Genomic DNA, 26,350 nt, shown 5'->3' with positions numbered 1-26,350 from the left:
GGCCCCTAACATACTCGACCGCCAGCCGACGCTTGAAGGTCCTAGCCTGCTGCTGAGGCCCCTGCGCGAAGATGACTGGGAAGCGCTGTTCGCGGTCGCTTCCGATCCGCTGATCTGGGAAGTGCACCCGGCGCATGATCGCTGGCGCGAGCCGGTGTTCCGCGCCTTCTTCGACGATGCGATCGCCAATGAAGGCGCTCTCGTCGTTATCGACAAGGCTACCGGCAAGGTCATCGGCTCCTCCCGCTATCAGGGGCTTGAGGACGCCGACGGCGGTTCGATCGAGATTGGTTGGACGTTTCTTGCTCGCTCCCATTGGGGCGGGGCGGCCAATCGCGAGATGAAGCGGCTGATGATCGGCCATGCGCTTCAAAGCGTTGCTCAGTGCCGCTTTGCCGTCGGGGCGGACAACATCCGTTCGCGAAAAGCGATGGAGAAGATCGGCGGCCGAATGACCGAGCGGACCGAGAATCGCGGCATGGCGGGTTCGGACCAGCCGCACGTCTTTTACGTGATTGATCGTGAAGGCTTTGCGACGGGCCCGCTTGCGGCGCAGTGAGGTCGCGGTGGACCGCGCAAAGGGGTGTTTGGAAAAAACGCGGGCGAGGGCTCACAAGGCACCTTCCTCGATCCCGGCAACCCTTGCATCGAGCCGCGTGAGTAGCCGCAAAAGCGCAGTATCATCAGGTTTTCGGGCGATCCCGCGCATCTTTCCGCGATAGATTATGGGGCGCCAAAGGCCGATCTCGACGCGCCATCTGAGTGTAGGAAGTGTGACTTTCCGCCAATCCTCCGCGCGTCTGCCTTCGCCGCGCCGGCCGGCGATCCAGTCCACGACGGGCGCGCTGCGTCCATCGAGCACCTTATCCCAAGCGCGAGCAAAGCTTTCGGCGCCTTCGCGCTGGCGCAAGCGGTAAGCGCTCTCGCGGCTCCGCCCGACCGCGCGCGAGGCGGCAGCGACGCAGCCGGTCAGATAGAGGTGTGCAAGGAACGCGCACTGTATCTCGGGCGTCCACCCGCCGCGCCTTGAGCGCAGCTTTACCGGGGTGAAGGCCGGAGGATGCCGCCGCGAATTGCGCCGCCTACGGGAAGGAACAGGTGTCATGGCCGACACCAAGGCACAATTCACCCTGTGTAGGAAAGCGACTAATCGGTCGTTTGCGTTACGGAACAGGCGATTAACCTTAAGTGCTTTTTCACATGTTGGTCATATCCGGGCTCGGCAATGGGGAAACGATTACATGCATCAGCAATTGAGGAAGCCGTCGGAATACACCGACCGTGAATGGCCGCGCCGTCCGGTTTCAATCGCCGCGTCGATCAAGGACGCCGAAGGTGAGCAGTCCAACGGCACGCTGATCGACATCAGTGAAAGTGGCTGTCGTATCCGGATGCTCGGCTCGGGGCCTCTGAGGGCCGGAGATACTTTCCATGTGCGTTTCGCAGGATTGGACACACAGGCTACCTGTGTCGCGTGGTCTAAGAACATGGTTGCCGGGATGCGTTTTTTGACGCTCATAGACTCTATGGTCATCGGTGAGCTCACCACCCGGTGGAAACGCCTGTACGCAATCAAGAGCACCCGTTCGCCCGGGAATCACCCCGGCGAACCGCTTTGGTAGAATGCGATCAGGCAAGCGCGCGCGGCGTCGTTAGTCAAATTGCGCTGAGTGTGCTTGACGCTTTAACCCCCTCAAATACGTAAATTCCCTAGGGAACACGAGGCGGAACACCGCTTGGTTAATGCGCTCTCCACCATCTTGTACGACCAATTATTAGGCGAACACGACCCAATACCTCCCTCGCGTGACCTCGCGCACCACATTTTTCAATCCGAGTGGAACCGCTCAGGGAAGGGTCCAGAATGAACAAACTCGCTTACGCCGGTATTTCGGCAGTCGCACTTGCCGCAGCTTCGCCTGCACTGGCTCAGGCCAATGTAGACGTCGACCAGACCGGAACGAACCATGACGTCACGATCGAACAGGTCGAAGACGCTCTCAACTCGATCGAGATCAGCCAGGCAGGCGACGGTCAGATTGCAACCGCGCTCCAGATCGGTGGCGGCTCTACCAACAACCAGGCTTTCATCATTCAGGGTGACCTTGGCGGCCTTGGCGGCAATGAAGCATCGATCCGCCAGACCGGTGCGGACAACCTTGCGGCTATCGGCCAGAACTCGGCGACCAACTTCGCAGCCGTCAACCAAAGCGGCGACGGCAACATCGCATTCGTCGACCAAGGCCTTGGCGGAGGCGCTGGCGTCGACGGCAGCTCCAACAATGCCTTCATCGTGCAGCCGGGCGCTGGCAACTCGGCAACCATCAACCAGAACCTGAACACCACCGGCGGCGGCAACGACGCTGATGTCTTCCAGTTCAGCGACGACAACGTTGCCTTCATCGAGCAGGAAGACCTCACCAACGTGGCTTTCGTCGTGCAAGGTGACATCGCCGGTGTCGGCGGGCACACCGCGACGATTTCGCAGACCGGGTCGGGCAACCTCGTCGCGATCGGCCAGAACGGCGCTCTCAACGAAGCTGTCGGCAATCAGCAGGGTGACGGCAACTCGCTGTTTATCGACCAGGGCTTCAACAACGGTGCTGGTACCGGCGGCGACAACAACTACGCCGAAGGCAACCAGATCGGGAACAACAACTCGCTCACGCTGAACCAGAACCTGACCACGTCGGGCGGCAACAACTCGATCATCTTCACCCAGATGGGCGACAACCTGACGATGACCATCGATCAGGAAGGCAGTGGCCACGTAATGAACGTTACGCAGACGATGTAATGCGCGTTCAGCCAGCCAGTTAACGGCTGACCGGATGTCCCAGAGTGGGTTTTGGCTTTTGCACCGGCCGGTCCACCTGCATCACGAAGGGCGCGAGAGATCGACATCTCTCGCGCCCTTTTTGCGTCCAATGCCTCAACTCACCGCATCCCGATCACAGGCCAACCACGGCTGCGTGCATTCTGACTTGTCTATTCATTGACGTGCAAGGATCGTAGCGACAGATCGCCGCCACCTGCACGATGAGCGTGCTGGTCGGACGTGAGCGATCTCGGGTCCGTTAACCTCGTTTCAAAGGGGGCTCTTACAAGCCGGTGATGCAATCCGTGGGTCGCGCTTATGGCGTATGCGAGTATTCGCAAACAGGGGCAGGCAAGAACAACCGCCTGCTTTCGGGTTCGTATCGCGGTGGATGCTGCTTGAAGGAGCTGAAAGAATGAAAACAACTACGAAAACCACTCTTGCGCTCGTAGCGCTTGCTGCGATGCCGTTCGGCGTGCCTGCCATGGCTCAGGAAGCCGCACAGGACAGCGAAGTTCTCACCACAGTTTATGCGCCGGAAATTCCCGCTCTCGACACCATGGTCGAAGGCCCGGATATCGAAGGCTTCATTTCCGCACGCCGCGGCAACCGGGTCCAGGTGACCAGCGCCGATGGCACCAGCACGGTCGTTACCGTGACGGAAGAGACCACGATCAAGGCACGTGGCGGCTTTCTCGGCCTTGGCCGCGAAACGCTGGGCGCCGATGCGCTGCTGAACGGTCTGCCAGTAAAGGTCGCGACCCGTCAGTGGGACGGCGGCCTTGTTGCCTCGGACGTGCGTTTCTCGGACGGCGATCTTGAGACCGCCGAGATGATCCGCTCGGGCACCAACCAGCGCTTTGCCGACAACGAAATGGCGATCGGCGAAAACACCGCCGGTATTGAGAAGAATGCCGCTGCCACCGAGGCACTGCGTGGACGTTTCGGCGACATCGACCAGTACAACATCAAGTCGACCACCAATGTCTATTTCGACACCGGTCGTCACAACCTCTCGCAGCAGGCTCGCGCAGAGCTTTGCAACGCCGCTGCACAGGCCGAAGCGACCGACAATGCGCTTTTGCTGGTTGTTGGCTACACCGATTCGACCGGCAGCCAGGAAGTGAACCAGCGTCTGAGCGAACGCCGTGCAGGCAGCGTGGTGAACTTCCTTCAGCAGCAGTGCGGCTGGAAGCCGTGGCGCATGCTGTCGCCAACCGGCATGGCCGAGGCTGACCCGGCAGCGGACAACACGACCGCTTACGGCAAGGCCCAGAACCGCCGCGTCGCCGTCAACGTTCTCGTATCGAAGAGCGTCGATGGCCTCGACGACGAACGTCAGGCGAGCCGCTAAGACGCGAACGCTGACTAAAGCGAACTCAGAGAGGGGCGGGCCGCGATGGCCCGCCCCTTTTCGTATGCGGCTGCCCGGCGGGAGGTTCCGCTTTCAATCAATCAGTTAAAATGGTAGTAACCATACAGTTAGCGTAGAGGGGTGCTCTTCGCGCTTTAGGCTGGCTTTCATATGCGCCTCAATTCTGAGGACTGGCCGGCAGGGGGGAAATCGATGAAAACTCTATTCAGGACCACTGCGTCTGTTGCAGCACTTGGCGCTGCCTCGCTTGCATTTGCAGGGGCGGCTAACGCTCAGGCTGTGCCGAACAATGTCAGCGAGATCGTCCAGAGCGGCGAAGAAAACGAAGCGACTGTCACTCAGCAAGGTGACGACAACGATTCGCTCGTAACGCAGGACGGCACGACCCGCAGCGGCGATGGCGTGTCCAACCGTGCGATTGTCGTTCAGAACGGCGATGGCGGAATTTCCGAAGTCGACCAGACCGGCGACAACAGCGCGCGCGTTCAGCAGACAGCGAGTTCGCAAGACATGCTGTCGACCGTTATCCAGATCAATGCAGGGGGCGGGCCGACCAATGTCGCTAACGTCCTTCAGCAAGGTACCGGTGGCGGCGAAGGCTCGCTGACCGGGTCGATCGTCGACCAGTCAGGCATCCGTGGCCAGGTGCGCGTACGTCAGCTTGTCGACACGGTCGATGCAGACAGCGTGGTCTCTCAGTCTGGTGAATCAGAAGACGCCGAAGTCTTCCAGATCGCGGGTGGCGGCCAATCCGGAATCGCACAGAACGGCGATTCTGTAATTTCCGAGGTGTATCAGGACGGCTCCAGTCTTTCGCTTATCTTCCAGGAAGGCACGGATAACTCGATTGGCGTGCGCCAAGAAGGCGACGGCAATTTCTCGTTCGTCGACCAGGATGGCAGCGACAACACGATCGGCACGCCCGCATATGACAATGCTGCGCTTGGCACGAGCGATGCCGAACTCGGCGTGTTCCAGACCGGTGAGGGCAACCAGTCCTTCATCGTGCAGAGTGGCTCCAACAACGACACCGACGTCGTGCAGGACGGTGACGACAACTTCTCAGACGTGACCCAATCAGGTGCGGATTCCTTTGTCGAAGTCACTCAGGACGGGGCCGAAGGGTTTAACACCTCTGAAGTCACGCAGACCGCAGATGCGGGCAGCACGGTCACGGTGAACCAGACCCGCGATGCGCTCGCTCCGGCCGCGATCAACGGCGACAATTTCAGCCTTGTCGATCAGTCGGGAACGGTCCAGTCGGTCGTAGTCGACCAGACCGGCGACGAGCACACATCGCGTGTGTTCCAGTCGGGCGATAATAACGACACCGACGTTCTGCAGACCGGCTTCACCAACGAAACCCGCATCCTGCAAAGCGGCAGCAACGGCGAGATCGACAGCGACCAGACCAGCAGCGACAACTTCAGCTTTGTCGACCAGTCCGGCACTGACAATTTCTACCAGATCAACCAGTTCAACGGCGACGGCAACAACGCCCGCGCAACGCAAGGTGGGTCGGACAACGAAGGCCGCATCGCCCAGAACGGCTTCACCAACATCTCGCGCCTGACCCAGACGGGCACGCTCGGCTTTGCAGATGTCGACCAGAACTCGAGCGACTCGACCTCGCGTATCACGCAGACCGGCGATGACAACTTCGCCTTCGTCCGCCAGCAGGAATCGGGGCAGGTCTCGGTCATCGAGCAGTCCTCGCCCGATGGGTTCGGCACGGCCGGTGTCAACGTCGTTCAGGAAGGCGGCAACGGTAACCGTTCGAACGTCCTCCAAAGCGCCGGTATCGCTTCGGCTTTGAGCGTCGGGTACACCAATGACCTGCCGGATGGCGTTGGAGGAACCTTTCGCGCCAGCCCGTTCGCGTTGGTCCGTCAGACCGGTAACGAGAACGTCAACAACATCGATCAGACCGGCGAGTCGGCGATTGGTTTCTTTACCCAGACGGGTGATGAGAACCGCCTTATCAGCCTGCAGAGCGGCACCAACATGGAGACGAGCGTCACCCAGACCGGGAACGGCAACATCTACAACGGCACGCAGGCTTCCAGCATCATCGATGTCGACGGCCTTTCTCGGATCGAGTCGATCCAGACTGGCAACGACAACCGCTCGATCGTGACGCAGGACGGGGTCGCTGAGGACTTCTTCAGCCTTTCGGTGCGCGTCAATCAGGTGGGTGACGAGAATATCTCGCGCGTGACTCAGTCGGGCACCGATGACACCGCCTTCGTCGACCAGATCGGCAACGAGAACGTGAGCAATGTCATCCAGAATGCCGGCGGTCTCGAAAACCTCGCCGACGTCAATCAGGACGGCGACGAGGGTTTCTCGCGCATCGTCCAGTCGGGCACGACCAACACGGCCGAGCTCAACCAGGATGGCTTGCTCAACACCTCGATCATCCTGCAGGACGGCGCGTCCAACATGGCGACGGTCAATCAGGACGGCACTGGCAACTTCAGCCGGGTCGACCAGGCCGGTACGATGAACTCGGTGGTGGTGAACCAGAACATTCCCTGATCGCCAGATCTCAACTGAAACACGAAGGGGCCCGCGCCATGATGGTGCGGGCCCCTTTGTTTGTGCGCTCGGTCGAAGGCTTAGCGCGTGGCGGCGAGGCCCTGCATCCGCTCCAGGTAGCGGGCGAGCACGTCGATCTCGAGATTGACCTCGTCGCCTTCCTTGAGGCCGCCGAGCGTCGTGACTTCGGCAGTGTGCGGGATGATGTTGAGCATGAAGTCGCAAGTCCCGTCACTGCGATCGCGCACGTCGTTGACGGTGAGCGAAACGCCGTTGACGGTGATCGAGCCTTTTTCCGCAATGAAAGGCGACATTTCAGCGCGCGCCCGGATCGCGATGCGCCAGCTGTCGCCAACCTCTTCGGCCTTCACCACCGTGCCGACAGAGTCGACATGGCCGGTGACGATGTGGCCGCCCAGCTCATCTCCGACGCGCAAAGATGGCTCGATATTGATGCGCGCGCCCTCGTTCCACATGCCGGCATAGGTTCGGCTGACGGTCTCTGCCGACACGTCTACATCGAACCAGGCATCACCCTTTTCGCCGCCGCGTTCGACTACCGTGAGGCACACGCCCGAACAGGCAATCGAGGCGCCGATATCGATCCGCGCCGGGTCGAGCGGGGCGTTGATCCGCAGGCGCATGTCGCCGCGCTGGTCGACATTCGCGATGGTGCCGATGGCGGTCACAATTCCGGTGAACATTCGTGTCTCCTATCGGGTGCGCAGATAGGACGTGAAAGTGTCGCTGCCAAGCTGGCGGCTTTCACAATGGCGCCAGCGTCCGTGCGCGTCTGCAAGGCTGGTAAGGCCGATGTCGGAAAGCGCGGGCAATCCGCTGCCGATCAGGATCGGGGCACGGTAGATGTGAAGCTCGTCGACCATGTCCTCGGCGAGAAAACTCGCAGCCGCTCCTGCCCCGCCTTCGACATAGAGATATTGCACGCCGTCGAGCGCGGCGATCTGTGCAGGCTCGTTGATCACGGTGACGCCATCGGGCGCGACGCCGCGGGTGAGCAGCACCCGGTCGGGGCTGCGCGCTTCGAGGCCGGGCAGGCGTACGTCGAGACGAGGCTTGTCCGCGCGCCAAGTGCCGCCTCCGACAAGGATCGCATCGTGCTGTGCCCTACGCGAATGGACGTGCGCGCGGGCGGCCTCTCCGGTGATCCACTGGCTCTCGCCAGAGGCAAGCGCGATTGCTCCATCCAGGCTCATTGCGAGTTTGAGGGTCACATGCGGACGACCAAAAGCCGCGCGGGTGAGATATCCGCTAAGGCTGGCACGCGCGGCGTTATCGTCAAGCACGGTCACAGCGATTCCGGCGCGCTCGATACGGTTTGCGCCGAGGCCTGCGGTGCGCGGGTCGGGGTCGAGCTGGCCGATCACCACGCGCGAAGGGCGCGCCGCGATCACAAGGTTGGTGCAGGCGGGGCCGCGCTCGGATTGATGCGCGCACGGTTCAAGCGTGACATAAAGTGTCGCGTCTTTCGCGCCGCCCTCGGCGATCCCCGCAAGCGCGATGGCTTCGGCGTGCGGGCGTCCACCGCCTTGCGTCCAGCCGCGCGCGATGACGCAATTGCCCCGCACCAGCAGTGCGGCGACGCCGGGATTGGGGCGAGCTATCGGACGCGCACGCCCAGCCAGCCGCGCTGTGGCGGCCATCCATTCGCTGTCAGTGAAGTCTTGGGGCGCTATGACGCCGGGCTTTCGCCGGGAGCCTCGCTCGCAGGCCCTTCGTCGCTCTCGCCACTTTCGCCCTCGGACGCGCGGCCCATCAGTGCGTCGAGCTCAGCGCGGCGCTCGGCCTCTTCGGCAGCGCGGGCGGCGCGGCCCCGGCGGTCGATCTCATCGACGTCCATGCCGGCGGCAGCGCCAAGCGCCTTGTAGATGTCACGCTTTCGCGCCTCGAGATCCTCTTCTGCCGCCTCGCGCAGGTTCTTGATCTCCTGATTTTCGAGGTTCGAGGCGATGATCTCTTCATCGCTCCGCCCTTCTTCCAGCGTGGTGATGTAAGTGATCTGCGGACGCTCGGGCGTCACGTAATTGCGGTCCTGAATGAGGTAATACATCAGCGCCGCGATCGGCAGCGAGGACATGATCAGGATCGGCCAGCGATAGGGATTGGGCTTCCGAAACTCGTTCCAGAAGTCGAGAATCCCGGGCTTGGGATTGAAGCGTGATTTTTGAAAAACACCCATGATGGGGTGAAATATAGGGAAGCTGCGCGCTTAGCGCCAGAGGTGTGCGACCGGCGGGTGGGGTGGCTTACGGATACTCGACCGTGATCGGAACGCGTCCGCGCAGGTTGCCGCTGGCGTCGGTCTCCGCCTCGATCACGAGGGTGCCGGAAAAACGAAACTCCAGCTGCCCATCGGAATCGAGCCTTGGAAAGCCGTCGAGGTCGGTGACGAATTCGCGCACGCGCGCCGTCCCGCCATTGGGGTCGCGCATGCCGATCTCGTTCGGGATACTGATGACGACTTCCTCGAACGGCGCGCCCTGGATCATCGCGCGGCCCGTGATCGGCATTCCGCCCAGATCGTCGACGTCGCCGATGACAGTCTTGCGCCCGCTTTCGAGGTCGAGGAGCACCCGCGCCTCACCGCTGCCGAGCAGGACGACGCGGCCAAAGTCGATGTCGCTTTCGATGGTGATCGTGATGCGCTGGCAATTGCGGTTGCGGTTGCCGTTCCCGTTACCCGGAGGCGGACGCTGGTTGCCATTTCCGCGGCAGCCAGGAGGCAGGTCGCAGTTCTGGCAATTGCCTTGCGCGCGCACGGGTGCATCCGCTCCGATGAGCGCCGGGACGGCAAGGCTGGCCGCCGCAAGGGTCAAGGCGAATGCCCTAAACATGACTGCAATTTAACCGAGCAGGGTTAACGAAAGCCTATGCGACTGCGCCTAGGCCGAGAGTGCAAAACCTTAACGCAAATACAGAGAGTTAGCCGAAGGCGGCGTAAAGGCTGCGCCCGTTCTGCTTGAGCCAGCGGTCCGCGTCGCTGATCTTGCCTTCGTAGATGTCACCCAGCAGCGCATGGAAGGCGGGGCTGTGGTCGAAATGGACCAGATGCGCGACTTCGTGAGCGACAACCGAGCGGCGAACGAAGTCGGGCGCCTGCACCAACCGCCAGTTGATGCGGATGCGCGATTTGTCCGAACAGCTACCCCAGCGTTTCTGCGCGCGCGAGAGGGCTGTCGGAACAGGTTCAAGTGCGGCGGCGGCGGTGTAGTCGTGCATGTCGACCTCGAACAGCGCCAGCGCCTCGCGTTCGAGCCAGCGCCGCAGCCTGCCTTCCAGACCCGCCTTCGGACCGCCAAGGCGCACCGTGCTTTCATCAAGCACCGGGCGCCGCGCTGCGGTTTCTTGCCACGCGATGGCTTTGGGCTCCCCGCGATAGAGCAGCATGCCACCCGGTCCCGGCGTCTCGCGCCGTGGCACGCGGGCGTGCTGTTCAGCAAGCCAATCGCGCCGCGTGTGAGCAAACGCAATCGCCTCTGCCGAACGCGCCCAGCGCGGCAGGGTGATGCGCACCTCGCTGCCATCAGGCGCGAGCCGCAGGGTCAGGCGTTTGGCCGTGGCGTGGCGGCGAAGGATGATTGGAACTGTCTCACCGCCAAGTTCGATCTCGGGATCGATCGGAGCGCGTTTGAGCCAGTCGATCACTCAATCCTCCTCCGTTGCAGCAAAGCCCACCGTCACCGTCTGCTTGGGCGGGCCCCATTCGACGATGTGATGCTCCAGCGGCCCTGCATCATCTTCGCTGATGACGCGTCCTGCAACCGATACGCCTGCGCGAACAACAGCCTCTCGCTCGCCGCTGATGAGGTAGTGCCAGTCGGGCAATTTGCGTCCAGCCGCGCGGCGGCGATAGGCGCAGGTGGTGGGAAGCCACGGCACGTCTTCGACGATCGAAAGCGTCAGGCGCAGGCAATCGGGTACGAAGGCTTTGCGGTTGCGATAATCGCTGCACTGCGCGGTGCTGCAATCGAGCAGCTTGCATGCGACGTTGGTGTCCTCGATCTCGCCGGTGTCGGCGTCCTCGATCTTGTGCAGGCAGCAGCGCCCGCACCCATCGCACAGGGCCTCCCACTCAGCGCGCGTGAGCTGATCGAGCGGCAGCTCCCAGAAAGCGTCACGCAAAGTGGGCTCGCTCATATCAGGTTACCCATTTGCCGAGCTCCTCGGCAACCGCATCCGCGCCAAGATCGGCCGGAAGCAGCGCGAGCGGCTCACCCTGCGGACCGAACAAGAGCACGGTGCGCGAGTGGTCCATCAGGTATGTGTCGGGCGAGGGGCTATCGAGCTTGGTGTAATAGACGCCGAAAGTCTTCGCTGCGTCTGCAATCTGATCAGGCGAACCGGTGAGGCCGATCAAGCGCTCGGAAAAGGCGTTGGTGAATTCCTCGACCACTTCGGGCGTGTCGCGGTCAGGGTCGACCGAGATGAAGATCGGCTGGACCTGCTCACCCAGTTCAGGATTGTCATCGGTGAACTGGTTGAGGCCTTGAACCGTGCGCTGCACGTCGGTCGGGCAAATATCGGGGCAATAGGCGTATCCGAAATAGACAATCCGGTACTGGCCATTGAAGTCGGCCCATTTCACCGCCTCGCCGCTGGTGTTCTGAAGGTCGAATTCGCCGCCGATGGTCGCGCCGTAAAGTGGCGGCTCGACCGGCGCGGCAGGCTCGCTGCTGCACGCCGACAGAACAAGCGCGAGCGGCGCAACAACAGATGCAGCGAAAGCGAAACTGGGGGACTTTGCGAGGGTGTTCATGGTCTGCTAATTGCCTTGGGGCGATGGGCTAAATGTGCCCGGGAGTTGGGGGAACCTCTTGCGGTCTCTCACTGGCATAATATCTGACAGGTAACGCGAAAGGTTCAAAGCGTGGGGTTCATGGTTTTGCGCAAATTAGGTCTTAAGGCAGGAATTGCCAGTGCGCTTGGTGCAAGCCTGCTTGCTCTTGTCGCTGTTCAGCCTGCTTCAGCGCAGCTTTATTCCGAAGGCTACCAGTTCCTCGAAGCGGTCAAGGAACGCGATGGCGATACCGCAACCGACATGCTCAACGAGCCCGGAACGCAGGTGGTAAACACCCGCGACATCACAACCGGCGATACCGGCCTGCACGTTGTGGTGGCGCGGCGCGATACGTTGTGGGTCAAGTTCCTGCTTCAACGCGGCGCGAACCCGAACATTCGCAACAATGACGGCCTTACCCCCCTCCAGATGGCGACCCGCCTCGGCTTTATCGAAGGGGCCGAGGAGCTTCTGAAGAAGGGCGCGCAGGTCAACGTCGCTGACAGTCAGGGCGAAACACCTCTGATTTCAGCCGTACACCAGCGCGACGTTGGCATGGTGCGCCGTCTGCTCGCTGAAGGCGCTGACCCGGATCGCAACGACAATTCGGGCCGTTCGGCACGCGACTATCTCGCGCTGATGACCGGCAACACGCTGATGCAGCGCGAATTCGAAGCCGCTGACGAAGCGCGAGCCGAAAAACCCCAGACCGAGCAATACGGACCCTCATTCTGACTATGAACCAAACCGCCCCCGACTTCGCTGACATGACCCTCGACGAGCTGCGCATCGCGCTCGCTCCCGATATTGCCGCATCGGCGATTTTCGACGGGTGGAACGAAACGGCGCTGGTCGCGGCGGCGGAAATGGCCGGGGCGGACGTGGACATCGCCAAGCTCGCTTTTCCGAGCGGCGCTTCGCAGGCGATGGACATGATCGAGGCGTGGATCACCTCGGTCGACATCGCGATGGAAGAGGCTTGGCCCGAGGAGCGTCTTGCCGAACTCAAGATCCGCGAACGCATCCGAACGCTGGTTGCCTTCCGGCTCGAAGCGGTCGAGCATATCGACGAGGCCGTGCGACGTGCGATGGCGATCATGGCAATGCCGCAAAACGCGCCGCGCTCGCTTCAGCTTGGGTGGCGATCGGCGGATATCATGTGGCGTCTCGCCGGGGACACGGCTACCGATTACAACCATTATACAAAGCGCGCGATCCTTGCCGGGATCTACTCCGCAACGCTTGCCGTGTTCGTCAATGACGATAGCGAGGGCAAGGAAAAGACCTATGAATTTCTCGATCGCCGCATCGACGGCGTGATGAAATTCGAGAAGGCCAAGGCGCAGTTCCTCAATCGCGACATCGAACTGCCGAGCCTCACGCGCTTCCTCGGGCGGCTGCGTTACCCATCTAGGTAGTATCCACCATATTGGAGGTGGAAAAGCGCGAGGTCGCCTCGCGCTGAGCGAAAGCGTGTCCTATTACCCTTGGCGAGAATCGCGGCCGCATGCGCTGCTTGAGACAGATTACGGGAAGGAAAGATAAATGGCGGGTTCGCTCAACAAGGTAATGCTGATCGGAAATCTCGGGGCAGACCCCGAAATCCGCAGCTTCCAAAACGGCGGGCGGGTGGCAAACCTGCGCATCGCCACCAGTGAAAACTGGAAAGACCGCAACACCGGCGAACGCCAGGAACGCACCGAATGGCACACGGTCGCGATCTTCTCCGAAGGTCTGGTGAATGTGTGCGAGAACTACCTGAAGAAGGGCAGCAAGGTCTTCGTCGAAGGCCAACTCCAGACCCGCAAGTGGCAGGACCAGAACGGTCAGGATCGCTATTCGACCGAGGTCGTGCTGCGCGGCTATAACGGTACGCTCACCATGCTCGATGGACGCGGCGAAGGCGGCGGCGGCGGCGGTGGCGGTCGCTCGGGCGGCGGCTATGACGGCGGAGGCGGCGGTGCCGGCTATGGCGATCGCGGCGGCCAAGGCGGCGGCGGCTGGAACCAGGGCGGCGGCGGCTCAGGCGGCGGAAACGGCGGTTCGGGCGGTGGCTCAGGTGGCGGCTCGGGCGGCTATGACGATCTCGATGACGACATTCCGTTCTAGGTCGCGCTCACTTCAGGCAAGAGACATAGAGGGCTCCGCAGGCGATTGCGGAGCCCCTTCTCGTTGTGAAATGTCAAAACAGTTTGACATTTTCCTCCAAATGTAAAAACATCTGAACATTCCTAGGGTCGAAGTGGAGTGTTCAAGGATGACATATCGCACCAAGTTCTGGCTGTTGGCTGCCGTTTCATTCGGGTCAGCTCTGATTGCCGGAGTGATTATCGGCAAGACCGTGCCTGCATCAGGCGGCGTGGAGAATCCGGCGCTTGTCCTGCCCGCTCTGCTCGTGGTGGTCGGGCTGGTCATGGCGGCAAGCGTTGCCTGGTGGCGTAAGACCGATGATGTGCAAAAACAGGGCCAGCTTGTGAGTTGGTGGTGGGGTGGAAATACCGGAGCGCTCGCGATGCTCGTCACGCTGGTCGTGCTGACCGGCCGTCACAGCGACATCAGCCTTGGCGCAATCTATCTCTTCCTCGCCCAGTTTGCCGGAATGGCGGTGGTCTTTCTGGCCTGGAAGTTCCACGGCAGGGGCATCGCGGAATGAAGAATTGCCTGCGTGACCTGCGAAAAGGGCGCGGCCTCAATCAGGCCGACCTCGCCAATACGCTCGAAGTGTCGCGCCAGACGATCATCGCGATTGAGGCCGACAAGTACGACCCATCGCTGCCGATGGCCTATCGCCTGGCTGCTTTCTTCGATGTCCCGGTTGAAGAGCTGTTCTTCAACCCCTGGCGCGACTGAACCCGCTGAGCGTTAGCGCCGCGCCATCTGGTAGATGATTGAGGTCGCGTAGTAGGAGCGGAACGGCTGTCCGCTGGCGTCCATTGCGGGCTGGAACTCGGCTTCCTGCATTTCGGCGCATGCTGGCGAATCGAGCTTTTCGGTCGTCGTCGCTGCATCGATCTGGCAGCGCTCGACGCGGCCGTCTTCGCCGACGATCACACGCATGCGCAGGATCGCCTGCTCGCCGCGCATCAGGGCGCTGGTCGGATATTTGCTGGCGATACGGCCTGCGACGCGTTCTTCGTTCAGCCACTTGGGCATGCTTGCAGCGGCGAGGTGCTGGTCGACGTCGAGACCCCATTCGCGCACCATGTCCTGCGTGCAGGAATTGAGAACCTTGAACGCCTCACCAAGCGGACCGGTTTCGAACCGGACTTCGCGCCCTCGCTGGCGCACTGAGACGAATTCGACCTTGTCACCGAGATCCGCATCGAGCCGCGCAAGCCCGGTGATTTCCTGTTCGAACGGAGCGGTGCCGTTTTCGACATGGACGTTGGAATAGATCACCGCATTGCCGATCGTGTCGAGCTCACCGGTGAAAGGCTCGGTGCGAAGATCTTCCTGGCCCTCGTAGAACTTGAGCGAGGTGCGCCCACGGCTGCGGAAGCGCTTGAGCGCGGGGCCGGCGACCGTCAGCCCGGCCTGGGCGTTGGGATAGTGCTGCTCGAAGAAGAGGTAATGGCGATCATCTTCCGGCCCGAACATCGCGGCAAGCCGACATTTGTCGGGCGCGAAGTCGACATTCCACTGCGACGAGCGTTCGAGCGAGATCGGCTCGGACGCTAGCGCGGGCACGGAGATTGCGGCGCACGCGCTGGCAAGCGCGGCGATCCGAATGGTACGGAAACTGGACATGAAGGTGACCCCCTCGGTTTTCTGCGACGAATGCAGACTGCCGATTCTAGGCAAGGGGATCAAGCACCTATGCTCTTCAATCCTTCTTGAGCGCCGCAAGCGCAGCGGCCAGCGGACCTTCCTGCTCGCCTTCGGCCACGATCCCGGCTTTCTTTCGCATTTCGTCGGCAGCGGGCCCTTCGGCATAGGGATCGATTGCAAGGCCCAGCGTTTGCGCGATCGCTTCGCCGAGGTCGAATGCATCGCCTGAATAGTCGATTTCATCGCAATCGTCGGCTTCGAGTTCGACCTCTATCTCGCCGTCTTCGTCCTCGGCTGGATCAAAGGCGCTTTCCTCGACAAAGCGCAGGTCGATGCTCTCGTCGATGGTCGCAGGAAAGTCCTCGCCCGAAATTGCGCAGGTCTGCCGGATCGCAGCGCTCAACCGCCCGGTCGCGCGGATCGCACTGGCTCGCTGTTCGAGCGATATTTCGGCGCGAAGGGAATCGATGCCCGGCAGACCAAAGCGGCTTGCAAGCGCTGCGCGCTCACTCGCATCGGCCTCGACCACCACCGGCTCGGCTGGAAGGCTTTTGACCTTTACGAGGCGCTGAAGTTCGGAAGTTGCCACGTCTATCACCAGATGCCGCTTGCCTTCAGGATCGTCTTGTCATCGAAGGTCGCAAGCCTTTCGGAAAGCGCGAGCAGTTTGTCTGCGACCTTCTCGGCGCTCGCCTGTTCGTCTGCCCCTTCGCGGAACGTCACGTTACGCGAGACGGCAGCGACCAGCTTTTCGCGATCCTTCTCGGTCAGCGCGCTGCGGTATGCACCGAGCCTGCCGCCGAGCACGCTCATCAGCTTGCCCACACGCTTGCCCACGACGACATCGTTTACGCCAAATTCGCGCAACTGGCCGTCCATGTCCTCGACGAACAATTCAGCCAGAAGCGCGCTCTCGCTGCGCATCTCGCTCGCCTCGACGCGGACCATGACGACGCACAGGATCGCGGTGATCAGATCGAAGCGCCCGCCGACCGTATCGGCAACATCGCAGTCGGCATAATATGAAGGTTCGCGCGCCAATTCGACGACGCGGTGCCACAGCGGGCGGACTGTTTCACGAGGGTCAGGGCCCGTGCCCAGCAGCTTTGAAAGAAAAGACATCATATCCTCATTACGAAACGCTTGCCCAATGGGTTTCGCACCGACCTATCGCATTCAGCGGCAATTCACCCGCCCCTTGTCAGCGCACCATTCGCGCTAACGCCAGCCCACATACGTGCATGTCTGTGTGCTTGCTGGCCCAGAGCGTTGCAACGCTTCGCGACAGGCCGTAAGGCGTTGCCACGAGATATAGGTCGCGCTGCGTGCGCGGCAAGAGACGGTTAGAAGACGGGATTTAACGACAACGATGTTGAAAGCACCTTCGGCAAATGGCCGCATGTTCAAGATTGCAGCACTGGGCTGCGCGGTGCTGGCACTCGGTGCGTGTTCCTCCATCCGCGAATCGCGTGGTTTCGTGAACGATGCCGTGCTCGTGAACTCGGTTCAGCCGGGCATCGACAACCGTCGCTCGGTCGAAGGTATGTTGGGCCGTCCGACCTTCGAAAGCCAGTATGGCGAGAACACCTGGTATTACATTTCCAGCATCACCGGCCGTCGCCCCTTCGTGCGCCCGCGCATTCGCGACCACTCGGTGATGGCAATCCGCTTCGATGAAGAAGGCAATGTCGCAACGATCGAGCGCAGCGGTATCGACGAGGTCGTCTACCTCTCGCCCGATGGCGACAAAACGCCCACGCTTGGCCGCGAGCGCGGCTTCCTCGAAGACCTGTTCGGCAATATCGGCCAGGTTGGCGGCGTTGGCGCACCGGGCGGTGGCCCGGGCGGTCCGTAAGCCTTGCGCTTGACGCTTTTCGCACAGCGCCCATATCTGCCGCGATGAGCGAAAATAACGGCGACCACGGCCTTATTCAGTGGCACGGCACCACCATCATCGGCGTAAAGCGCGGCGGCAAGACCGTCGTGGCGGGCGATGGTCAGGTCTCCATGGGCAACACCGTGATGAAGCCCAATGCGCGCAAGGTTCGCCGCATTGGTGAAGGCGAAAAGGTCGTGGCCGGTTTTGCCGGTGCGACTGCCGATGCTTTCACCCTGTTTGAACGCCTTGAACGCAAGCTTGAGCAATATTCCGGGCAGTTGATGCGCGCCTCGGTCGAGCTCGCCAAGGACTGGCGCACTGACAAGTATTTGCGCAATCTCGAAGCGTTGATGATCGTCGCGGACGAGGAAAGCCTGCTGGTGCTCACCGGCAATGGCGATGTGCTTGAACCCGAAGGCGGGATCGCGGCGATCGGATCAGGCGGCAATTACGCGCTCGCCGCCGCACGTGCGCTTTCCGATTACGAAGAGGACGCCGAACAGATAGCGCGCAAGGCCATGGCCGTTGCCGCCGAAATTTGCGTCTTCACCAACGGTAATCTGACAGTGGAAACGGTCTAACGAACCGCGCTTGGGCTAAAGCCCCATTGCTGCCAGCAACCTCACGCATTCGAATTGCGAGCAGGGGCAGCATAATTCTTCATCAGACAATCGATCGTCGCCGGCTTTTGTCCGGCGCTGCTGTGGCAGGCGGAGCCCTGTCATTGGGAGCCTGCGCGCGCGAACCTTTGGCAATGGCGAGCGCGCCTCCATCGGCATTTTGCCTTCCCGCAGTGCTTGCCGAGGAAGGCCGCGTCATCAGGACGGTCGCTGGCATACGTCCCTATCGAGACGCCGGTTTCGTCGTGCGCGAAGAAGCGCTGGCCACCAAGAGGCTGGTGCACAATTACGGTCATGGCGGTGCGGGAATCACGCTCAGTTGGGGCTCATCCATGCTTGCGGCGAGGGCGGGACTTGCGGGGCATTCGGGTCCGGTCGCGGTGATCGGCTCGGGTGCGCTTGGGCTCACGGCTGCCAAGCTGGTGCAGGAGGCAGGCTTCAAGGTCACGATCTACGCCGCCGACTTTCCGCCTAACACGACCTCCAATGTTGCGGGCGGGCAAATCCATCCGGCGAGCCTCTTCCGCGGCAGCGCGGTTGACGATGCTTGGATGGCGCAGTTCGCCGCCGCGATGGATTACAGCTATCGCCGCTTCCAGATCAGCGTCGGCGAGGACACCGGCGTGCGCTGGCTCACCACCTATGACGAAACGCGCGGTCGCGGCTTGCCGGAGATCGAGGCGCGCATGATGCCAGCCGCGCGGATGCTGGGCGAGGGCGAGCATCCCTTTCCCGTCGAGACGGTACGCGAATGGCGCGGCATGTATGTCGAGACCGGACGCTGGCTGGAGCACCTGATGCGCGAAGTCAGCATCGCGGGCGCGCGCATGATCCGCCGCCGTTTCGAGACACCTGCCGATCTCGCCGAGCTGCCCGAAACCCTTATCATCAACTGCACGGGCTTTGGCGCGCGTGACCTCTTCGGCGATGAGGAGATGGTCGGCGCACGCGGCCAGCTGGCGATCCTGTTGCCGCAGCCAGAGCTCAATTATGCCTACCGGATGCGCGCAGGCTACATGTTCCCGCGTCCTGATGGCGTGATCCTCGGGGGCACGTTCGAGCGTGGCGAGACTGATCCGACGCCACATCCCGACGACATCGCCCGCATCCTTGCGACGCACCGCGAATTGAGCAGCGCCTTCGCCTGTACGACCTGATCGGGTTCGCCGCCCCCTTGCACGCGGGCCCATGCGCCCCCAAATCGCGCGGCAATGACAGACAATCTTACTCCCAAGGCCATCGTGGCCGCTCTCGACGAACACATCATCGGACAAAAGGACGCCAAGCGCGCGGTCGCGGTCGCCTTGCGCAATCGCTGGCGCCGCCAGCGGCTTGGCCCGGATCTTCGCGATGAAGTGACGCCCAAGAATATCCTCATGATCGGCCCGACCGGCTGCGGTAAGACCGAGATCAGCCGCCGTCTTGCGAAGCTCGCCGAGGCTCCCTTCGTGAAGGTCGAGGCGACCAAGTTCACCGAGGTCGGCTATGTCGGGCGCGACGTTGAACAGATCGCGCGAGACCTTGTCGAGGAAGCGATCCGGCTGGAAAAAGAACGCCGCCGTGACAGCGTGCGCGAGGCCGCCTCCGAAGCCGCGATGGAGCGTCTGCTTACCGCGCTAGTCGGCGACAATGCGTCCGAAGCGACCCGCGAAAGCTTCCGCCAGCGTATCACCCAGAACGCCATGAACGATGTCGAAGTCGAGATCGACGTGGTCGAGGCATCGAACACGCCGTTCGACATGGGCAATATGGGCGGCAACATGCAGATGATCGACCTGTCGGACATGATGGGCAAGGCGTTCGGCAAGAAGCCGACCAAGAAGCGCAAGCTGCGCGTGCCCGATGCATGGGACAAGCTGGTCGATGAAGAAGCCGACAAGCGTCTCGACGATGACGATGTCGCGCAAACCGCGCTGCGCAATGCCGAGACCAACGGGATCGTCTTCCTCGACGAGATTGACAAGATCGCCGTCAGCGACGTGCGGGGCGGATCGGTCAGCCGTGAAGGCGTGCAGCGCGATTTGCTGCCGCTGATCGAAGGCACGACCGTTGCGACCAAGTATGGTCCGATGAAGACCGACCACATCCTCTTCATCGCAAGCGGTGCGTTCCATGTCGCGAAGCCTTCGGACATGCTGCCCGAACTTCAGGGCCGCCTGCCGATCCGCGTGAATCTGCGTGCACTGACGCAGGAAGACTTCGTGCGCATCCTAAGCGAGACCCGCGCCAATTTGGTCGAGCAGTACCGCGCCCTGATCGGCACCGAGAAGGTCGAGCTCGACATCAGGAAAGAAGCGATCGACGAGGTTGCGACCATCGCTGCGCAGGTCAACGAAAGCGTCGAGAATATCGGCGCCCGCAGGTTGCAGACGGTGATGGAAAAGCTGCTCGAAGAGATTAGCTTCGAAGCCGAAGAGCATGAAGGCGAAACGATTACGATCGACGCTGCCTATGTGCGCGAACGGCTGGGTGATCTCGCGGGCGATGCCGATCTGTCGAAATACATCCTCTGATCACCGCGTTCGGGACGAAAATGACGTCCCGATACAAGGCGCTATCAGGGATTTGCCCTAATCAGCTCCGCATAGAGCGCGCGGCCTGATTCGGCACGCCTGCCAGCGAGTTGAGGACAAACTATGACACCAGGGAGCGTGAGCGACCTTAAGGCGATGCTGACCGGCCTCGATCCGGAGCTGTCGTCACGCGCCTGGTGCTTTCATCTGCTGGATGAAGATGGGCTGATCCCGCAAACCGCCTTTGCCGTAATCCGCGAAGCCGAAGGCACCTGCGCGATTCTGCCCGCAGAAGCAGCGCCCGCGGATGCGCCGCAATTTGCGAAGATCACGCTGCGGATCCACTCCGACCTTGAAGCTGTCGGCCTCACCTCTGCTGTTTCGAACACGCTCGCCATGTCGGGGATCGCCTGCAATGTCGTCGCCGCGCTCAACCACGACCACCTCTTGGTGCCGTGGGATCACAGGCACAAAGCGCTTCAGTTGCTCGAAAAGCTCAGTCTCGACGCGCGTCGATGAATCTCAGCTATTTGCAGGGATGATTTGCGCTACCTGTTGAATGCACGCGGCACACGCGCTTTAAAGCACGGGTCGCAATGTATCTTCAGGGGGCAATTCGAACATGATCCGTACCATCCTGCTTGGCGGAGCCGCCGCGTGCGCGCTGACCGCTTCCGTGCCTGCTTTCGCAGAGGCTCACACCGAAACCGTGGCAGAGGCACCCACGCTCAGCGCTCCGGCAATCGAATACACGATGTGGACGCTCGACAATGGGCTGCGCGTGATCGCTATCGAGGACGACACGACTAGCACGGTCACGACATCGCTGTGGTACGATATCGGCTCAAAGCTCGACCCCGATGGGCGCAGCGGATTTTCACACCTGTTCGAGCATATCCTCAGCCGCAAGACCGAGAACATGCCATACAATATGATCTACGGGCTGACCGCCGACATCGGCGGCACGCGCAACGCATCGAACTGGATCGACCGCACCAACTATTTCGAGCAGGTGCCCGCCGCTTACCTCGAAACGATGCTGTGGACCCACCGCGAGCGCATGGCGAATGTGGTCGTAGATGAAGAGGTGTTTGAAACCGAACGCGGCGTTGTGAAAGAAGAACTGCGCCAGCGTGTGCTCGCACCGCCCTATGGTCGTCTGCAACGCTTCATCCTTCCCGAGAACGCCTATGACGTGATGCCGCACCGGCGTCCCGGAATCGGTTCGATCGAAGATCTCGACAACGCAACGCTCGACGACGCGCGCGCGTTTTACGAGGCCTATTACGGTCCGGACACCGCGACGCTGATCGTTGCTGGCAACTTCGAGATGGAAAACCTGCGCATGCTGGTCGACCAGTACTTCGCCGATATCCCGCCGCGCGCAAATCCGGTCGACCTCGCGATCGAAACGCGCGAACCCGAAGCAACCGGGCCGCGAACCGTCAACGCGACTGCTCCCAATGTCCCGCTTCCAGTAGTAGGCGGGGTCTGGAAAGCGCCGCCGACCACGCATGAGGACGCAGCCGCCCTTCAGGTGCTCGGCGCAATTCTTGGCCGCGGTGACAATTCCCGGCTCGACAAGGCTTTGGTTCGCACAGGTCAGGCGGTCCAGACCGCCTCGTCGATCCAGATGTTCCGCGAAGCCGGACAGATCGGCATCTACGCCATCGTACGCGGCGCGCCGCAAATGGAAGCAGCAGGCGCGACGCTCGATGGTGAGCTTGAGCGCGTGCGCACCGAGCTGGTGACGGACGCAGAGCTGGCCGAGGCGAAGAATGAAATCGTCTCCTCAACGCTTAGCCGCCGTGAAACCGCACGCGGGCGCGCATTCGAACTGGGCGAAGCGCTCGTTTCGAGCGGCGATCCTGATTTTGCTGACAAGCGCCTTGCCGAAATCGTTGAGGTCACCGCCGAAGATGTGATGCGCGTTGCAACCACATATCTCGATCCGATGAAGCGGGTGACCATCACCTACACCGCCGGTGAGGACGATCCCGACGCTTATGCCAATCCGACCCCCATGCCCGCCTTCCGCTCGCTTCCGCCAGCGGTGGGCGAGATTCGCCAGGTAAGGCCGGAAGCCGAGCGCATGGCGCCTCCGGGACCGGGGGAAACGCCTGAAGTGGCCAGCCCCGAGATCTTCGAAGGAACGCTTTCAAACGGTATTCCCGTGGTCGCGGTGCAGACCGGCGACGTGCCGATTGCGACGATCTCCATGATTGTGCCGGGCGGTTCAAAAACCGACCCGCGTGAGCTGGCCGGCGTTGCCAACATGGCAGCCTCGCTCGCTGACAAGGGAGTCAATGGCATGGACGCGGGCGCGATTGCCGCTCGCTTCGAGAGCCTTGGCGCGAATTTTGGCGGAGGTTCGAGCAATGACGGGACCAGTTTCTTCCTGACCGCGCCCACTGCCAATCTCGCCGAAGCGGGTGAATTGGCCGCGTCCATTGTGCGCGGCGCAATCTATCCCGATGAGGAATTTGAACGCGAACGCACCCGTGCCATCGACGGGCTGAAGGTCGCGCTTCAGGATCCAGGCAGCCTGTCGGGCTTTGTGCGCCGTGTCGCGATGTACGGCGATGCGCCCTACGGCTCGCAACCGGGCGGAACGGCGGAAAGCCTCGCTGCGATCACCCGCGACGACCTGCTCGATTATCGCCAACGCTTCATCCACCCGGACCGCATGAAGATCGTGATCTCGGGCGGTATCTCGCCGGCAGACGCGATGGCCATGGCAGAGGCGATGTTCGGCGACTGGCAGACCGATCTTCTGCCACGCCCGATCCCCGAAGAAGCCGCAGGTAGCGCACTACCTGTGCGCACCATCGTGATCGACATGCCCGATGCAGGGCAGGCCGCTGTGAGCGCTTCGGTGCGTGCACCTTCGCGCACGGGCGAGGATTATTGGGCGCTTGAACTTGCAAATTCGGTTCTCGGCGGTGGCTCAAGCGGGCGGCTGTTTGAAGAAGTGCGCACTAAACGTTCGCTCAGCTACGGTGCCTATTCGGGCTTTGGCGACCGCATGGATGACGCGATCCTGAGCGCCAGCGCGCAGACCAAGAACGAAACCGCAGACGAAGTGGTGCAGATCTTTCTCGACGAGCTCGCGCGCCTCGGCAACGAGCCCTTGAGCGATGATCTGCTGGAACGCCGCCGCCTTTACATGACTGGCGGCTATGCGCGCGCGCTCGAGACAAGCGGCGGGTTCAACAACATTGTTGCAGGGCTCCTGCAACAGGGCCTCACCGCCGAGGAAGCCGCGCTCTATTCGCAGCGGCTTGCCGACGTCACGCCCGATGCCGCGAGCGCGGCGGCGCGCAGCTATGTCGATCCGGCAATGGCGACGGTGGTTGTCGTGGGCGATGCTTCGCAATTTCTCGAGGACCTCAAGGCGATCCGGCCTGATGTCGAGGTAATCCCGGCGAGCGAGCTTGATCTGACCACGGCTGACCTGCGCCTCAACGCTGGCGGCTAAACGCTAAAAAACGGGGCGGCGGTCTATTCCGCGGCCTCGATTTCCTCGGCCTTGGTGTCCGTTTTTTCCTGCGCCTGCTGCGCCCACATGTCGGCATAGAGACCGCCAGCGGCCAGCAATTCGGCATGCGTACCGCTCTCGCAAAGCTGGCCCTGGTCAAGCACGATGATCCGATCGGCATCTGCAATCGTCGATAGCCTATGCGCAATCGCGATGGTCGTGCGCCCGCGCGCGAGGCGGCGAAGCGTGCCGAGAATTTCCTGTTCGGTGCGCGTGTCGAGCGCACTGGTCGCTTCGTCAAGGAGCAGGATCGGCGGGTTCTTCACCAGCGTGCGCGCGATGGCGACGCGCTGTTTCTCACCGCCTGACAGTTTGAGTCCTCGCTCGCCCACGGTGGTTTCGAAGCGCTCGGGCAGGCGATCAATCAACGGCATCAGCGCCGCATCGCGCGCGGCAGCCTCGACCGTTTCCTGACCCGCGCCTTCCGCGCCGTAAGCGATATTGTAGGCGAGCGTATCGTTGAACAGGACACTGTCCTGCGGGACGATCCCGATGGCGGCGCGCACAGTGTCCTGCTCGGCCTTGGCGATATCCTGACCGTCGATAAGAATGCGCCCGCCTTTCGGATCGTAGAACCGGAAAAGAAGCCGCCCGATCGTGCTCTTGCCCGCGCCCGATGGGCCGACAATGGCAAGCGTGCTGCCCGCCGGTACTTCGAAGCTCAGCCCCTTGATGATTGTGCGCTCGGCCTCATAGCCGAAGGTTACATTCTCGAAGGCAAGGCTCGGCTCGTTCACCACCAGCGGCTTTGCATCGGGCGCGTCCTCCACCTCGACCGCAGTGTCCATCAGCTTGAACATCTCCGCCATGTCGACCAGTCCCTGCCGGATCGTGCGATAGACCCATCCGAGCAGGTCGAGCGGGCGGAATAGCTGCATCAGATACGTGTTCACGAAAACGAGATCGCCAACGGTCAGCTGCCCCCGGCTCCATCCCCACACGCTGAAGGCCATCGCGCCAGCCATCAGTGCGTTGGTGATGACCGATTGCACCACGTTCAAAAGCGCGAGCGAGTTTTCCGACTTGGCCGCAGCCATCGCGTAAGCCCGCGCAGCTTCAGAGTAACGCTTCTCCTCTCGCTCCTCGGCGCCGAAATATTTGACGGTCTCGAAGTTAAGCAGCGAATCCACGGCGCGGTGAAGCGCCTGGCCATCGAGATCGTTCATCTCGCGCCGCAGCTTGGTGCGCCATTCGGTGATCAGCCTCGTCACATATATATAGGCGACGACGGTAAAGGCGGTCGCGGCGACCAGCTCCCACCCGAAATTGAGGTAGAAGATGACGCCCACCGCGATCAGTTCGATGGCGGTCGGGGCAATGTTGAACAGCAGGAAATAGAGCATCATGTCGATGCTCTTGGTTCCGCGCTCGATGATCTTGGTGACCTCGCCCGTGCGGCGGTTGAGATGGAAGCGAAGGCTCAGCCGGTGGAGGCGGTGGAACACGTCTTCGGCGAGGCTGAGCGTCGCCATCTGGCCCACGCGTTCGAATGCGACGTTGCGCATGTTGTCGAACAGGAGCGAGGTGAAGCGACCAAGGACATAGGCGGCAACCAGCGCCATCGCGACCTGCGCGCTCTCGGCAATCGCATCGCCCGCGCCGGATTGCTCCATGGCATCGACCGCGCCTTTATAGGCAAAGGGCAGGGCGAGCGTCGCGCCCTTGGCGGCGAGCACGAACAGCATCGCAATAACGATGCGCCAGCGAAGCGAGGGGTTCTCGCGCGGCCAAAGGTAGGGGAGGAAGCGCCGAAGCGTCTTCCAGCCTTCGCCTTCGGGCGGCGTTTGCGGTCGGTCGGAAGAGGCTGTGTCAGGCGGCATTGCGCGCCATCATGTGGGCGCGCGTGCATACTATAACAAGGCAAGCCCTTAGGCCGGACCCTTAAAAGATCGGGCGATATCCGCGTGACCGGTTACGCCGCATCGCGCGAGCGACGTCGCGCGGCACATCGAACAGCACGCGCTGATTGGCAAAGTCGATCGCGACCCGGTCGAAGATCTTGAGATGATCCATTCCGAGCGCAAGCACCGGCTTGTCTTTCAGCCCCAGAGCTTCGAATGCCGGGGCATCGGCAAAGGTCAGCGGCACATTAGTCAGCGCCATCCCTTCGATATTGAGCGAGCGCACCACCTGAAGCTGGCCGATCATATCGACGCCATTGACGTCGGTGGTGGTGATGTCCTGCGCGCGTTTGGCCCGCATACGCTCCTGCAGTGCAAGATTGCCGATGCTCGATTGAGCGCCGGTGTCGATAATGACGGTCGCGCGCACGCCTTCGACCAATGCGTCGGTGATGAGCAATTGGCCGAGCTCGGCGCGGGCGCGCACGATGATCTCGAAACCGCGCCGCGCATCGCGATCATTGGTCACGTCCTGAAGCGCAATGGTCTCTTCGCGAAAGTCGATGAGAACACGCAGGTCTTGCAAACTGTCGAGCCCGATGATGCCGTCGGCACCGACATGCTGGCGTTCAAGGACGGGAGAGATCAGGTCGCGCACCGTGTGG

Annotated in this window: 29 protein-coding genes (1 of these 29 cut by a window edge); 16 read left to right on the top strand and 13 right to left on the bottom strand. The window is 61.8% G+C overall.

What is annotated here, in order from left to right:
* The first annotated feature begins 10 nt into the window (after positions 1–10).
* Entirely contained in the window at positions 11–559 is a 549-nt protein-coding gene (locus tag AC0V6T_RS11865) for a GNAT family N-acetyltransferase (protein WP_486128588.1), read from the top strand.
* A 51-nt stretch (positions 560–610) separates the two neighbouring features.
* Here the strand turns inward: AC0V6T_RS11865 and AC0V6T_RS11860 are convergent, their stop codons facing one another.
* Positions 611–1,105: a hypothetical protein gene (locus AC0V6T_RS11860; protein WP_486127122.1), complete on the bottom strand. Its 495-nt coding sequence runs from the start codon at positions 1,103–1,105 to the stop codon at positions 611–613.
* Here AC0V6T_RS11860 and AC0V6T_RS11855 point away from each other — a divergent pair.
* The 4 genes from AC0V6T_RS11855 to AC0V6T_RS11840 all read left to right on the top strand — a co-directional run bounded on the left by AC0V6T_RS11855 (position 1,104) and on the right by AC0V6T_RS11840 (position 6,731).
* Entirely contained in the window at positions 1,104–1,622 is a 519-nt protein-coding gene (locus AC0V6T_RS11855) for a PilZ domain-containing protein (protein WP_486127120.1), read from the top strand. The two genes, AC0V6T_RS11860 and AC0V6T_RS11855, sit on opposite strands and share 2 nt — an antisense overlap.
* Positions 1,623–1,864: 242 nt before the next feature.
* On the top strand, positions 1,865–2,797 hold the full coding sequence (locus AC0V6T_RS11850) for a hypothetical protein (RefSeq protein ID WP_486127118.1): 933 nt from the start codon (positions 1,865–1,867) through the stop codon (positions 2,795–2,797).
* A 436-nt stretch (positions 2,798–3,233) separates the two neighbouring features.
* Positions 3,234–4,172: an OmpA family protein gene (locus AC0V6T_RS11845; RefSeq protein WP_486127116.1), complete on the top strand. Its 939-nt coding sequence runs from the start codon at positions 3,234–3,236 to the stop codon at positions 4,170–4,172.
* Between the two features lie 213 nt (positions 4,173–4,385).
* On the top strand, positions 4,386–6,731 hold the full coding sequence (locus AC0V6T_RS11840) for a beta strand repeat-containing protein (protein WP_486127114.1): 2,346 nt from the start codon (positions 4,386–4,388) through the stop codon (positions 6,729–6,731).
* A gap of 80 nt (positions 6,732–6,811) precedes the next feature.
* Here the strand turns inward: AC0V6T_RS11840 and AC0V6T_RS11835 are convergent, their stop codons facing one another.
* From AC0V6T_RS11835 to AC0V6T_RS11805, 7 genes are all read right to left on the bottom strand, one after another.
* On the bottom strand, positions 6,812–7,435 hold the full coding sequence (locus AC0V6T_RS11835) for a riboflavin synthase (protein WP_486127112.1): 624 nt from the start codon (positions 7,433–7,435) through the stop codon (positions 6,812–6,814).
* A 9-nt stretch (positions 7,436–7,444) separates the two neighbouring features.
* Entirely contained in the window at positions 7,445–8,392 is a 948-nt protein-coding gene (gene ribD / locus AC0V6T_RS11830; protein WP_486127110.1) for a bifunctional diaminohydroxyphosphoribosylaminopyrimidine deaminase/5-amino-6-(5-phosphoribosylamino)uracil reductase RibD, read from the bottom strand.
* A gap of 29 nt (positions 8,393–8,421) precedes the next feature.
* The gene (locus AC0V6T_RS11825; protein WP_486127108.1) at positions 8,422–8,928 is read right to left on the bottom strand and encodes a hypothetical protein; all 507 of its coding nucleotides are present in this window, start codon (positions 8,926–8,928) and stop codon (positions 8,422–8,424) included.
* Between the two features lie 67 nt (positions 8,929–8,995).
* Positions 8,996–9,565 carry a DUF4402 domain-containing protein gene (locus tag AC0V6T_RS11820; RefSeq protein WP_486127106.1) on the bottom strand — a complete coding sequence of 190 codons (570 nt, stop codon included), beginning with the start codon at positions 9,563–9,565 and terminating at the stop codon, positions 8,996–8,998.
* Between the two features lie 106 nt (positions 9,566–9,671).
* Positions 9,672–10,394, bottom strand: coding sequence for a M48 family metallopeptidase (locus AC0V6T_RS11815; protein ID WP_486127104.1), 723 nt, complete (start codon positions 10,392–10,394; stop codon positions 9,672–9,674).
* Positions 10,395–10,886: a YcgN family cysteine cluster protein gene (locus tag AC0V6T_RS11810; protein WP_007166254.1), complete on the bottom strand. Its 492-nt coding sequence runs from the start codon at positions 10,884–10,886 to the stop codon at positions 10,395–10,397.
* A gap of 1 nt (position 10,887) precedes the next feature.
* A complete protein-coding gene (locus AC0V6T_RS11805; RefSeq protein ID WP_486127102.1) occupies positions 10,888–11,505 on the bottom strand; it encodes an SCO family protein in 618 nt (205 codons plus the stop codon).
* 120 nt (positions 11,506–11,625) lie between these two features.
* Here AC0V6T_RS11805 and AC0V6T_RS11800 point away from each other — a divergent pair, with 120 nt between their 5' ends.
* From AC0V6T_RS11800 to AC0V6T_RS11780, 5 genes are all read left to right on the top strand, one after another.
* On the top strand, positions 11,626–12,261 hold the full coding sequence (locus AC0V6T_RS11800; protein ID WP_007166256.1) for an ankyrin repeat domain-containing protein: 636 nt from the start codon (positions 11,626–11,628) through the stop codon (positions 12,259–12,261).
* A gap of 2 nt (positions 12,262–12,263) precedes the next feature.
* Complete coding sequence (locus tag AC0V6T_RS11795; RefSeq protein WP_486127100.1) at positions 12,264–12,944, top strand: COQ9 family protein; 681 nt, start codon at positions 12,264–12,266, stop codon at positions 12,942–12,944.
* A gap of 127 nt (positions 12,945–13,071) precedes the next feature.
* On the top strand, positions 13,072–13,635 hold the full coding sequence (ssb, locus tag AC0V6T_RS11790; RefSeq protein ID WP_486127098.1) for a single-stranded DNA-binding protein: 564 nt from the start codon (positions 13,072–13,074) through the stop codon (positions 13,633–13,635).
* Between the two features lie 148 nt (positions 13,636–13,783).
* On the top strand, positions 13,784–14,179 hold the full coding sequence (locus AC0V6T_RS11785; RefSeq protein WP_486127096.1) for a hypothetical protein: 396 nt from the start codon (positions 13,784–13,786) through the stop codon (positions 14,177–14,179).
* Positions 14,176–14,376 carry a helix-turn-helix transcriptional regulator gene (locus AC0V6T_RS11780; protein ID WP_007166260.1) on the top strand — a complete coding sequence of 67 codons (201 nt, stop codon included), beginning with the start codon at positions 14,176–14,178 and terminating at the stop codon, positions 14,374–14,376. Before AC0V6T_RS11785 ends, AC0V6T_RS11780 begins: the two co-directional genes overlap by 4 nt.
* Before the next feature lie 12 nt (positions 14,377–14,388).
* Here AC0V6T_RS11780 and AC0V6T_RS11775 read toward each other — a convergent pair whose 3' ends face one another.
* From AC0V6T_RS11775 to AC0V6T_RS11765, 3 genes are all read right to left on the bottom strand, one after another.
* Complete coding sequence (locus AC0V6T_RS11775; protein ID WP_486127094.1) at positions 14,389–15,273, bottom strand: TonB family protein; 885 nt, start codon at positions 15,271–15,273, stop codon at positions 14,389–14,391.
* Positions 15,274–15,349: 76 nt separating this feature from the next.
* Entirely contained in the window at positions 15,350–15,892 is a 543-nt protein-coding gene (locus AC0V6T_RS11770) for a DUF177 domain-containing protein (protein ID WP_486127092.1), read from the bottom strand.
* Positions 15,889–16,416 (bottom strand): ubiquinol-cytochrome C chaperone family protein, encoded by a 528-nt coding sequence (locus AC0V6T_RS11765; protein ID WP_040465154.1) that lies wholly within the window; start codon positions 16,414–16,416, stop codon positions 15,889–15,891. The genes AC0V6T_RS11770 and AC0V6T_RS11765 overlap by 4 nt, the downstream gene beginning before the upstream one ends.
* Before the next feature lie 277 nt (positions 16,417–16,693).
* Here AC0V6T_RS11765 and AC0V6T_RS11760 point away from each other — a divergent pair, with 277 nt between their 5' ends.
* From AC0V6T_RS11760 to AC0V6T_RS11735, 6 genes are all read left to right on the top strand, one after another.
* Entirely contained in the window at positions 16,694–17,149 is a 456-nt protein-coding gene (locus tag AC0V6T_RS11760; RefSeq protein WP_486127090.1) for an outer membrane protein assembly factor BamE, read from the top strand.
* Between the two features lie 44 nt (positions 17,150–17,193).
* Positions 17,194–17,754 (top strand): ATP-dependent protease subunit HslV, encoded by a 561-nt coding sequence (gene hslV / locus AC0V6T_RS11755; RefSeq protein ID WP_007166265.1) that lies wholly within the window; start codon positions 17,194–17,196, stop codon positions 17,752–17,754.
* 173 nt (positions 17,755–17,927) lie between these two features.
* On the top strand, positions 17,928–18,950 hold the full coding sequence (locus AC0V6T_RS11750) for an FAD-dependent oxidoreductase (RefSeq protein ID WP_486127088.1): 1,023 nt from the start codon (positions 17,928–17,930) through the stop codon (positions 18,948–18,950).
* Positions 18,951–19,004: 54 nt separating this feature from the next.
* Positions 19,005–20,306, top strand: coding sequence for an ATP-dependent protease ATPase subunit HslU (gene hslU, locus AC0V6T_RS11745; RefSeq protein WP_486127086.1), 1,302 nt, complete (start codon positions 19,005–19,007; stop codon positions 20,304–20,306).
* A gap of 138 nt (positions 20,307–20,444) precedes the next feature.
* Positions 20,445–20,825, top strand: a complete 381-nt coding sequence (locus tag AC0V6T_RS11740; protein WP_486127084.1) for an ACT domain-containing protein — start codon at positions 20,445–20,447, stop codon at positions 20,823–20,825.
* A 103-nt stretch (positions 20,826–20,928) separates the two neighbouring features.
* The gene (locus tag AC0V6T_RS11735) at positions 20,929–23,784 is read left to right on the top strand and encodes a M16 family metallopeptidase (protein ID WP_486127082.1); all 2,856 of its coding nucleotides are present in this window, start codon (positions 20,929–20,931) and stop codon (positions 23,782–23,784) included.
* Between the two features lie 23 nt (positions 23,785–23,807).
* Here AC0V6T_RS11735 and AC0V6T_RS11730 read toward each other — a convergent pair whose 3' ends face one another.
* Positions 23,808–25,664 (bottom strand): ABCB family ABC transporter ATP-binding protein/permease, encoded by a 1,857-nt coding sequence (locus AC0V6T_RS11730; protein WP_486127080.1) that lies wholly within the window; start codon positions 25,662–25,664, stop codon positions 23,808–23,810.
* A 61-nt stretch (positions 25,665–25,725) separates the two neighbouring features.
* On the bottom strand, positions 25,726–26,350 hold the 3' portion of the coding sequence (locus AC0V6T_RS11725; RefSeq protein WP_486127078.1) for an aspartyl protease family protein. It continues 377 nt past the right edge of the window; the window shows 625 of its 1,002 coding nt (coding positions 378–1,002); its start codon lies off the right edge, out of view; it ends in the stop codon at positions 25,726–25,728.

The organism is Erythrobacter sp. S158 (assembly GCF_057364915.1).
Note: the sequence above shows the minus strand (reverse complement) of the source record. Positions and strands in the feature narration are given on the sequence as shown.

What these genes read in the sequence shown, in the direction of transcription:
- AC0V6T_RS11855 (WP_486127120.1), top strand. Translation starts at nt 1,104, where the DNA reads ATGGCCGACACCAAGGCACAATTCACCCTGTGTAGGAAAGCGACTAAT.
- AC0V6T_RS11860 (WP_486127122.1), bottom strand. Translation starts at nt 1,105, where the DNA reads ATGACACCTGTTCCTTCCCGTAGGCGGCGCAATTCGCGGCGGCATCCT.
- AC0V6T_RS11850 (WP_486127118.1), top strand. Translation starts at nt 1,865, where the DNA reads ATGAACAAACTCGCTTACGCCGGTATTTCGGCAGTCGCACTTGCCGCA.
- AC0V6T_RS11845 (WP_486127116.1), top strand. Translation starts at nt 3,234, where the DNA reads ATGAAAACAACTACGAAAACCACTCTTGCGCTCGTAGCGCTTGCTGCG.
- AC0V6T_RS11840 (WP_486127114.1), top strand. Translation starts at nt 4,386, where the DNA reads ATGAAAACTCTATTCAGGACCACTGCGTCTGTTGCAGCACTTGGCGCT.
- AC0V6T_RS11835 (WP_486127112.1), bottom strand. Translation starts at nt 7,435, where the DNA reads ATGTTCACCGGAATTGTGACCGCCATCGGCACCATCGCGAATGTCGAC.
- ribD (WP_486127110.1), bottom strand. Translation starts at nt 8,392, where the DNA reads ATGGCCGCCACAGCGCGGCTGGCTGGGCGTGCGCGTCCGATAGCTCGC.
- AC0V6T_RS11825 (WP_486127108.1), bottom strand. Translation starts at nt 8,928, where the DNA reads ATGGGTGTTTTTCAAAAATCACGCTTCAATCCCAAGCCCGGGATTCTC.
- AC0V6T_RS11810 (WP_007166254.1), bottom strand. Translation starts at nt 10,886, where the DNA reads ATGAGCGAGCCCACTTTGCGTGACGCTTTCTGGGAGCTGCCGCTCGAT.
- AC0V6T_RS11805 (WP_486127102.1), bottom strand. Translation starts at nt 11,505, where the DNA reads ATGAACACCCTCGCAAAGTCCCCCAGTTTCGCTTTCGCTGCATCTGTT.
- AC0V6T_RS11800 (WP_007166256.1), top strand. Translation starts at nt 11,626, where the DNA reads ATGGTTTTGCGCAAATTAGGTCTTAAGGCAGGAATTGCCAGTGCGCTT.
- AC0V6T_RS11795 (WP_486127100.1), top strand. Translation starts at nt 12,264, where the DNA reads ATGAACCAAACCGCCCCCGACTTCGCTGACATGACCCTCGACGAGCTG.
- ssb (WP_486127098.1), top strand. Translation starts at nt 13,072, where the DNA reads ATGGCGGGTTCGCTCAACAAGGTAATGCTGATCGGAAATCTCGGGGCA.
- AC0V6T_RS11785 (WP_486127096.1), top strand. Translation starts at nt 13,784, where the DNA reads ATGACATATCGCACCAAGTTCTGGCTGTTGGCTGCCGTTTCATTCGGG.
- AC0V6T_RS11780 (WP_007166260.1), top strand. Translation starts at nt 14,176, where the DNA reads ATGAAGAATTGCCTGCGTGACCTGCGAAAAGGGCGCGGCCTCAATCAG.
- AC0V6T_RS11775 (WP_486127094.1), bottom strand. Translation starts at nt 15,273, where the DNA reads ATGTCCAGTTTCCGTACCATTCGGATCGCCGCGCTTGCCAGCGCGTGC.
- AC0V6T_RS11765 (WP_040465154.1), bottom strand. Translation starts at nt 16,416, where the DNA reads ATGTCTTTTCTTTCAAAGCTGCTGGGCACGGGCCCTGACCCTCGTGAA.
- AC0V6T_RS11760 (WP_486127090.1), top strand. Translation starts at nt 16,694, where the DNA reads ATGTTCAAGATTGCAGCACTGGGCTGCGCGGTGCTGGCACTCGGTGCG.
- hslV (WP_007166265.1), top strand. Translation starts at nt 17,194, where the DNA reads ATGAGCGAAAATAACGGCGACCACGGCCTTATTCAGTGGCACGGCACC.
- AC0V6T_RS11750 (WP_486127088.1), top strand. Translation starts at nt 17,928, where the DNA reads ATGGCGAGCGCGCCTCCATCGGCATTTTGCCTTCCCGCAGTGCTTGCC.
- hslU (WP_486127086.1), top strand. Translation starts at nt 19,005, where the DNA reads ATGACAGACAATCTTACTCCCAAGGCCATCGTGGCCGCTCTCGACGAA.
- AC0V6T_RS11735 (WP_486127082.1), top strand. Translation starts at nt 20,929, where the DNA reads ATGATCCGTACCATCCTGCTTGGCGGAGCCGCCGCGTGCGCGCTGACC.
- AC0V6T_RS11730 (WP_486127080.1), bottom strand. Translation starts at nt 25,664, where the DNA reads ATGCCGCCTGACACAGCCTCTTCCGACCGACCGCAAACGCCGCCCGAA.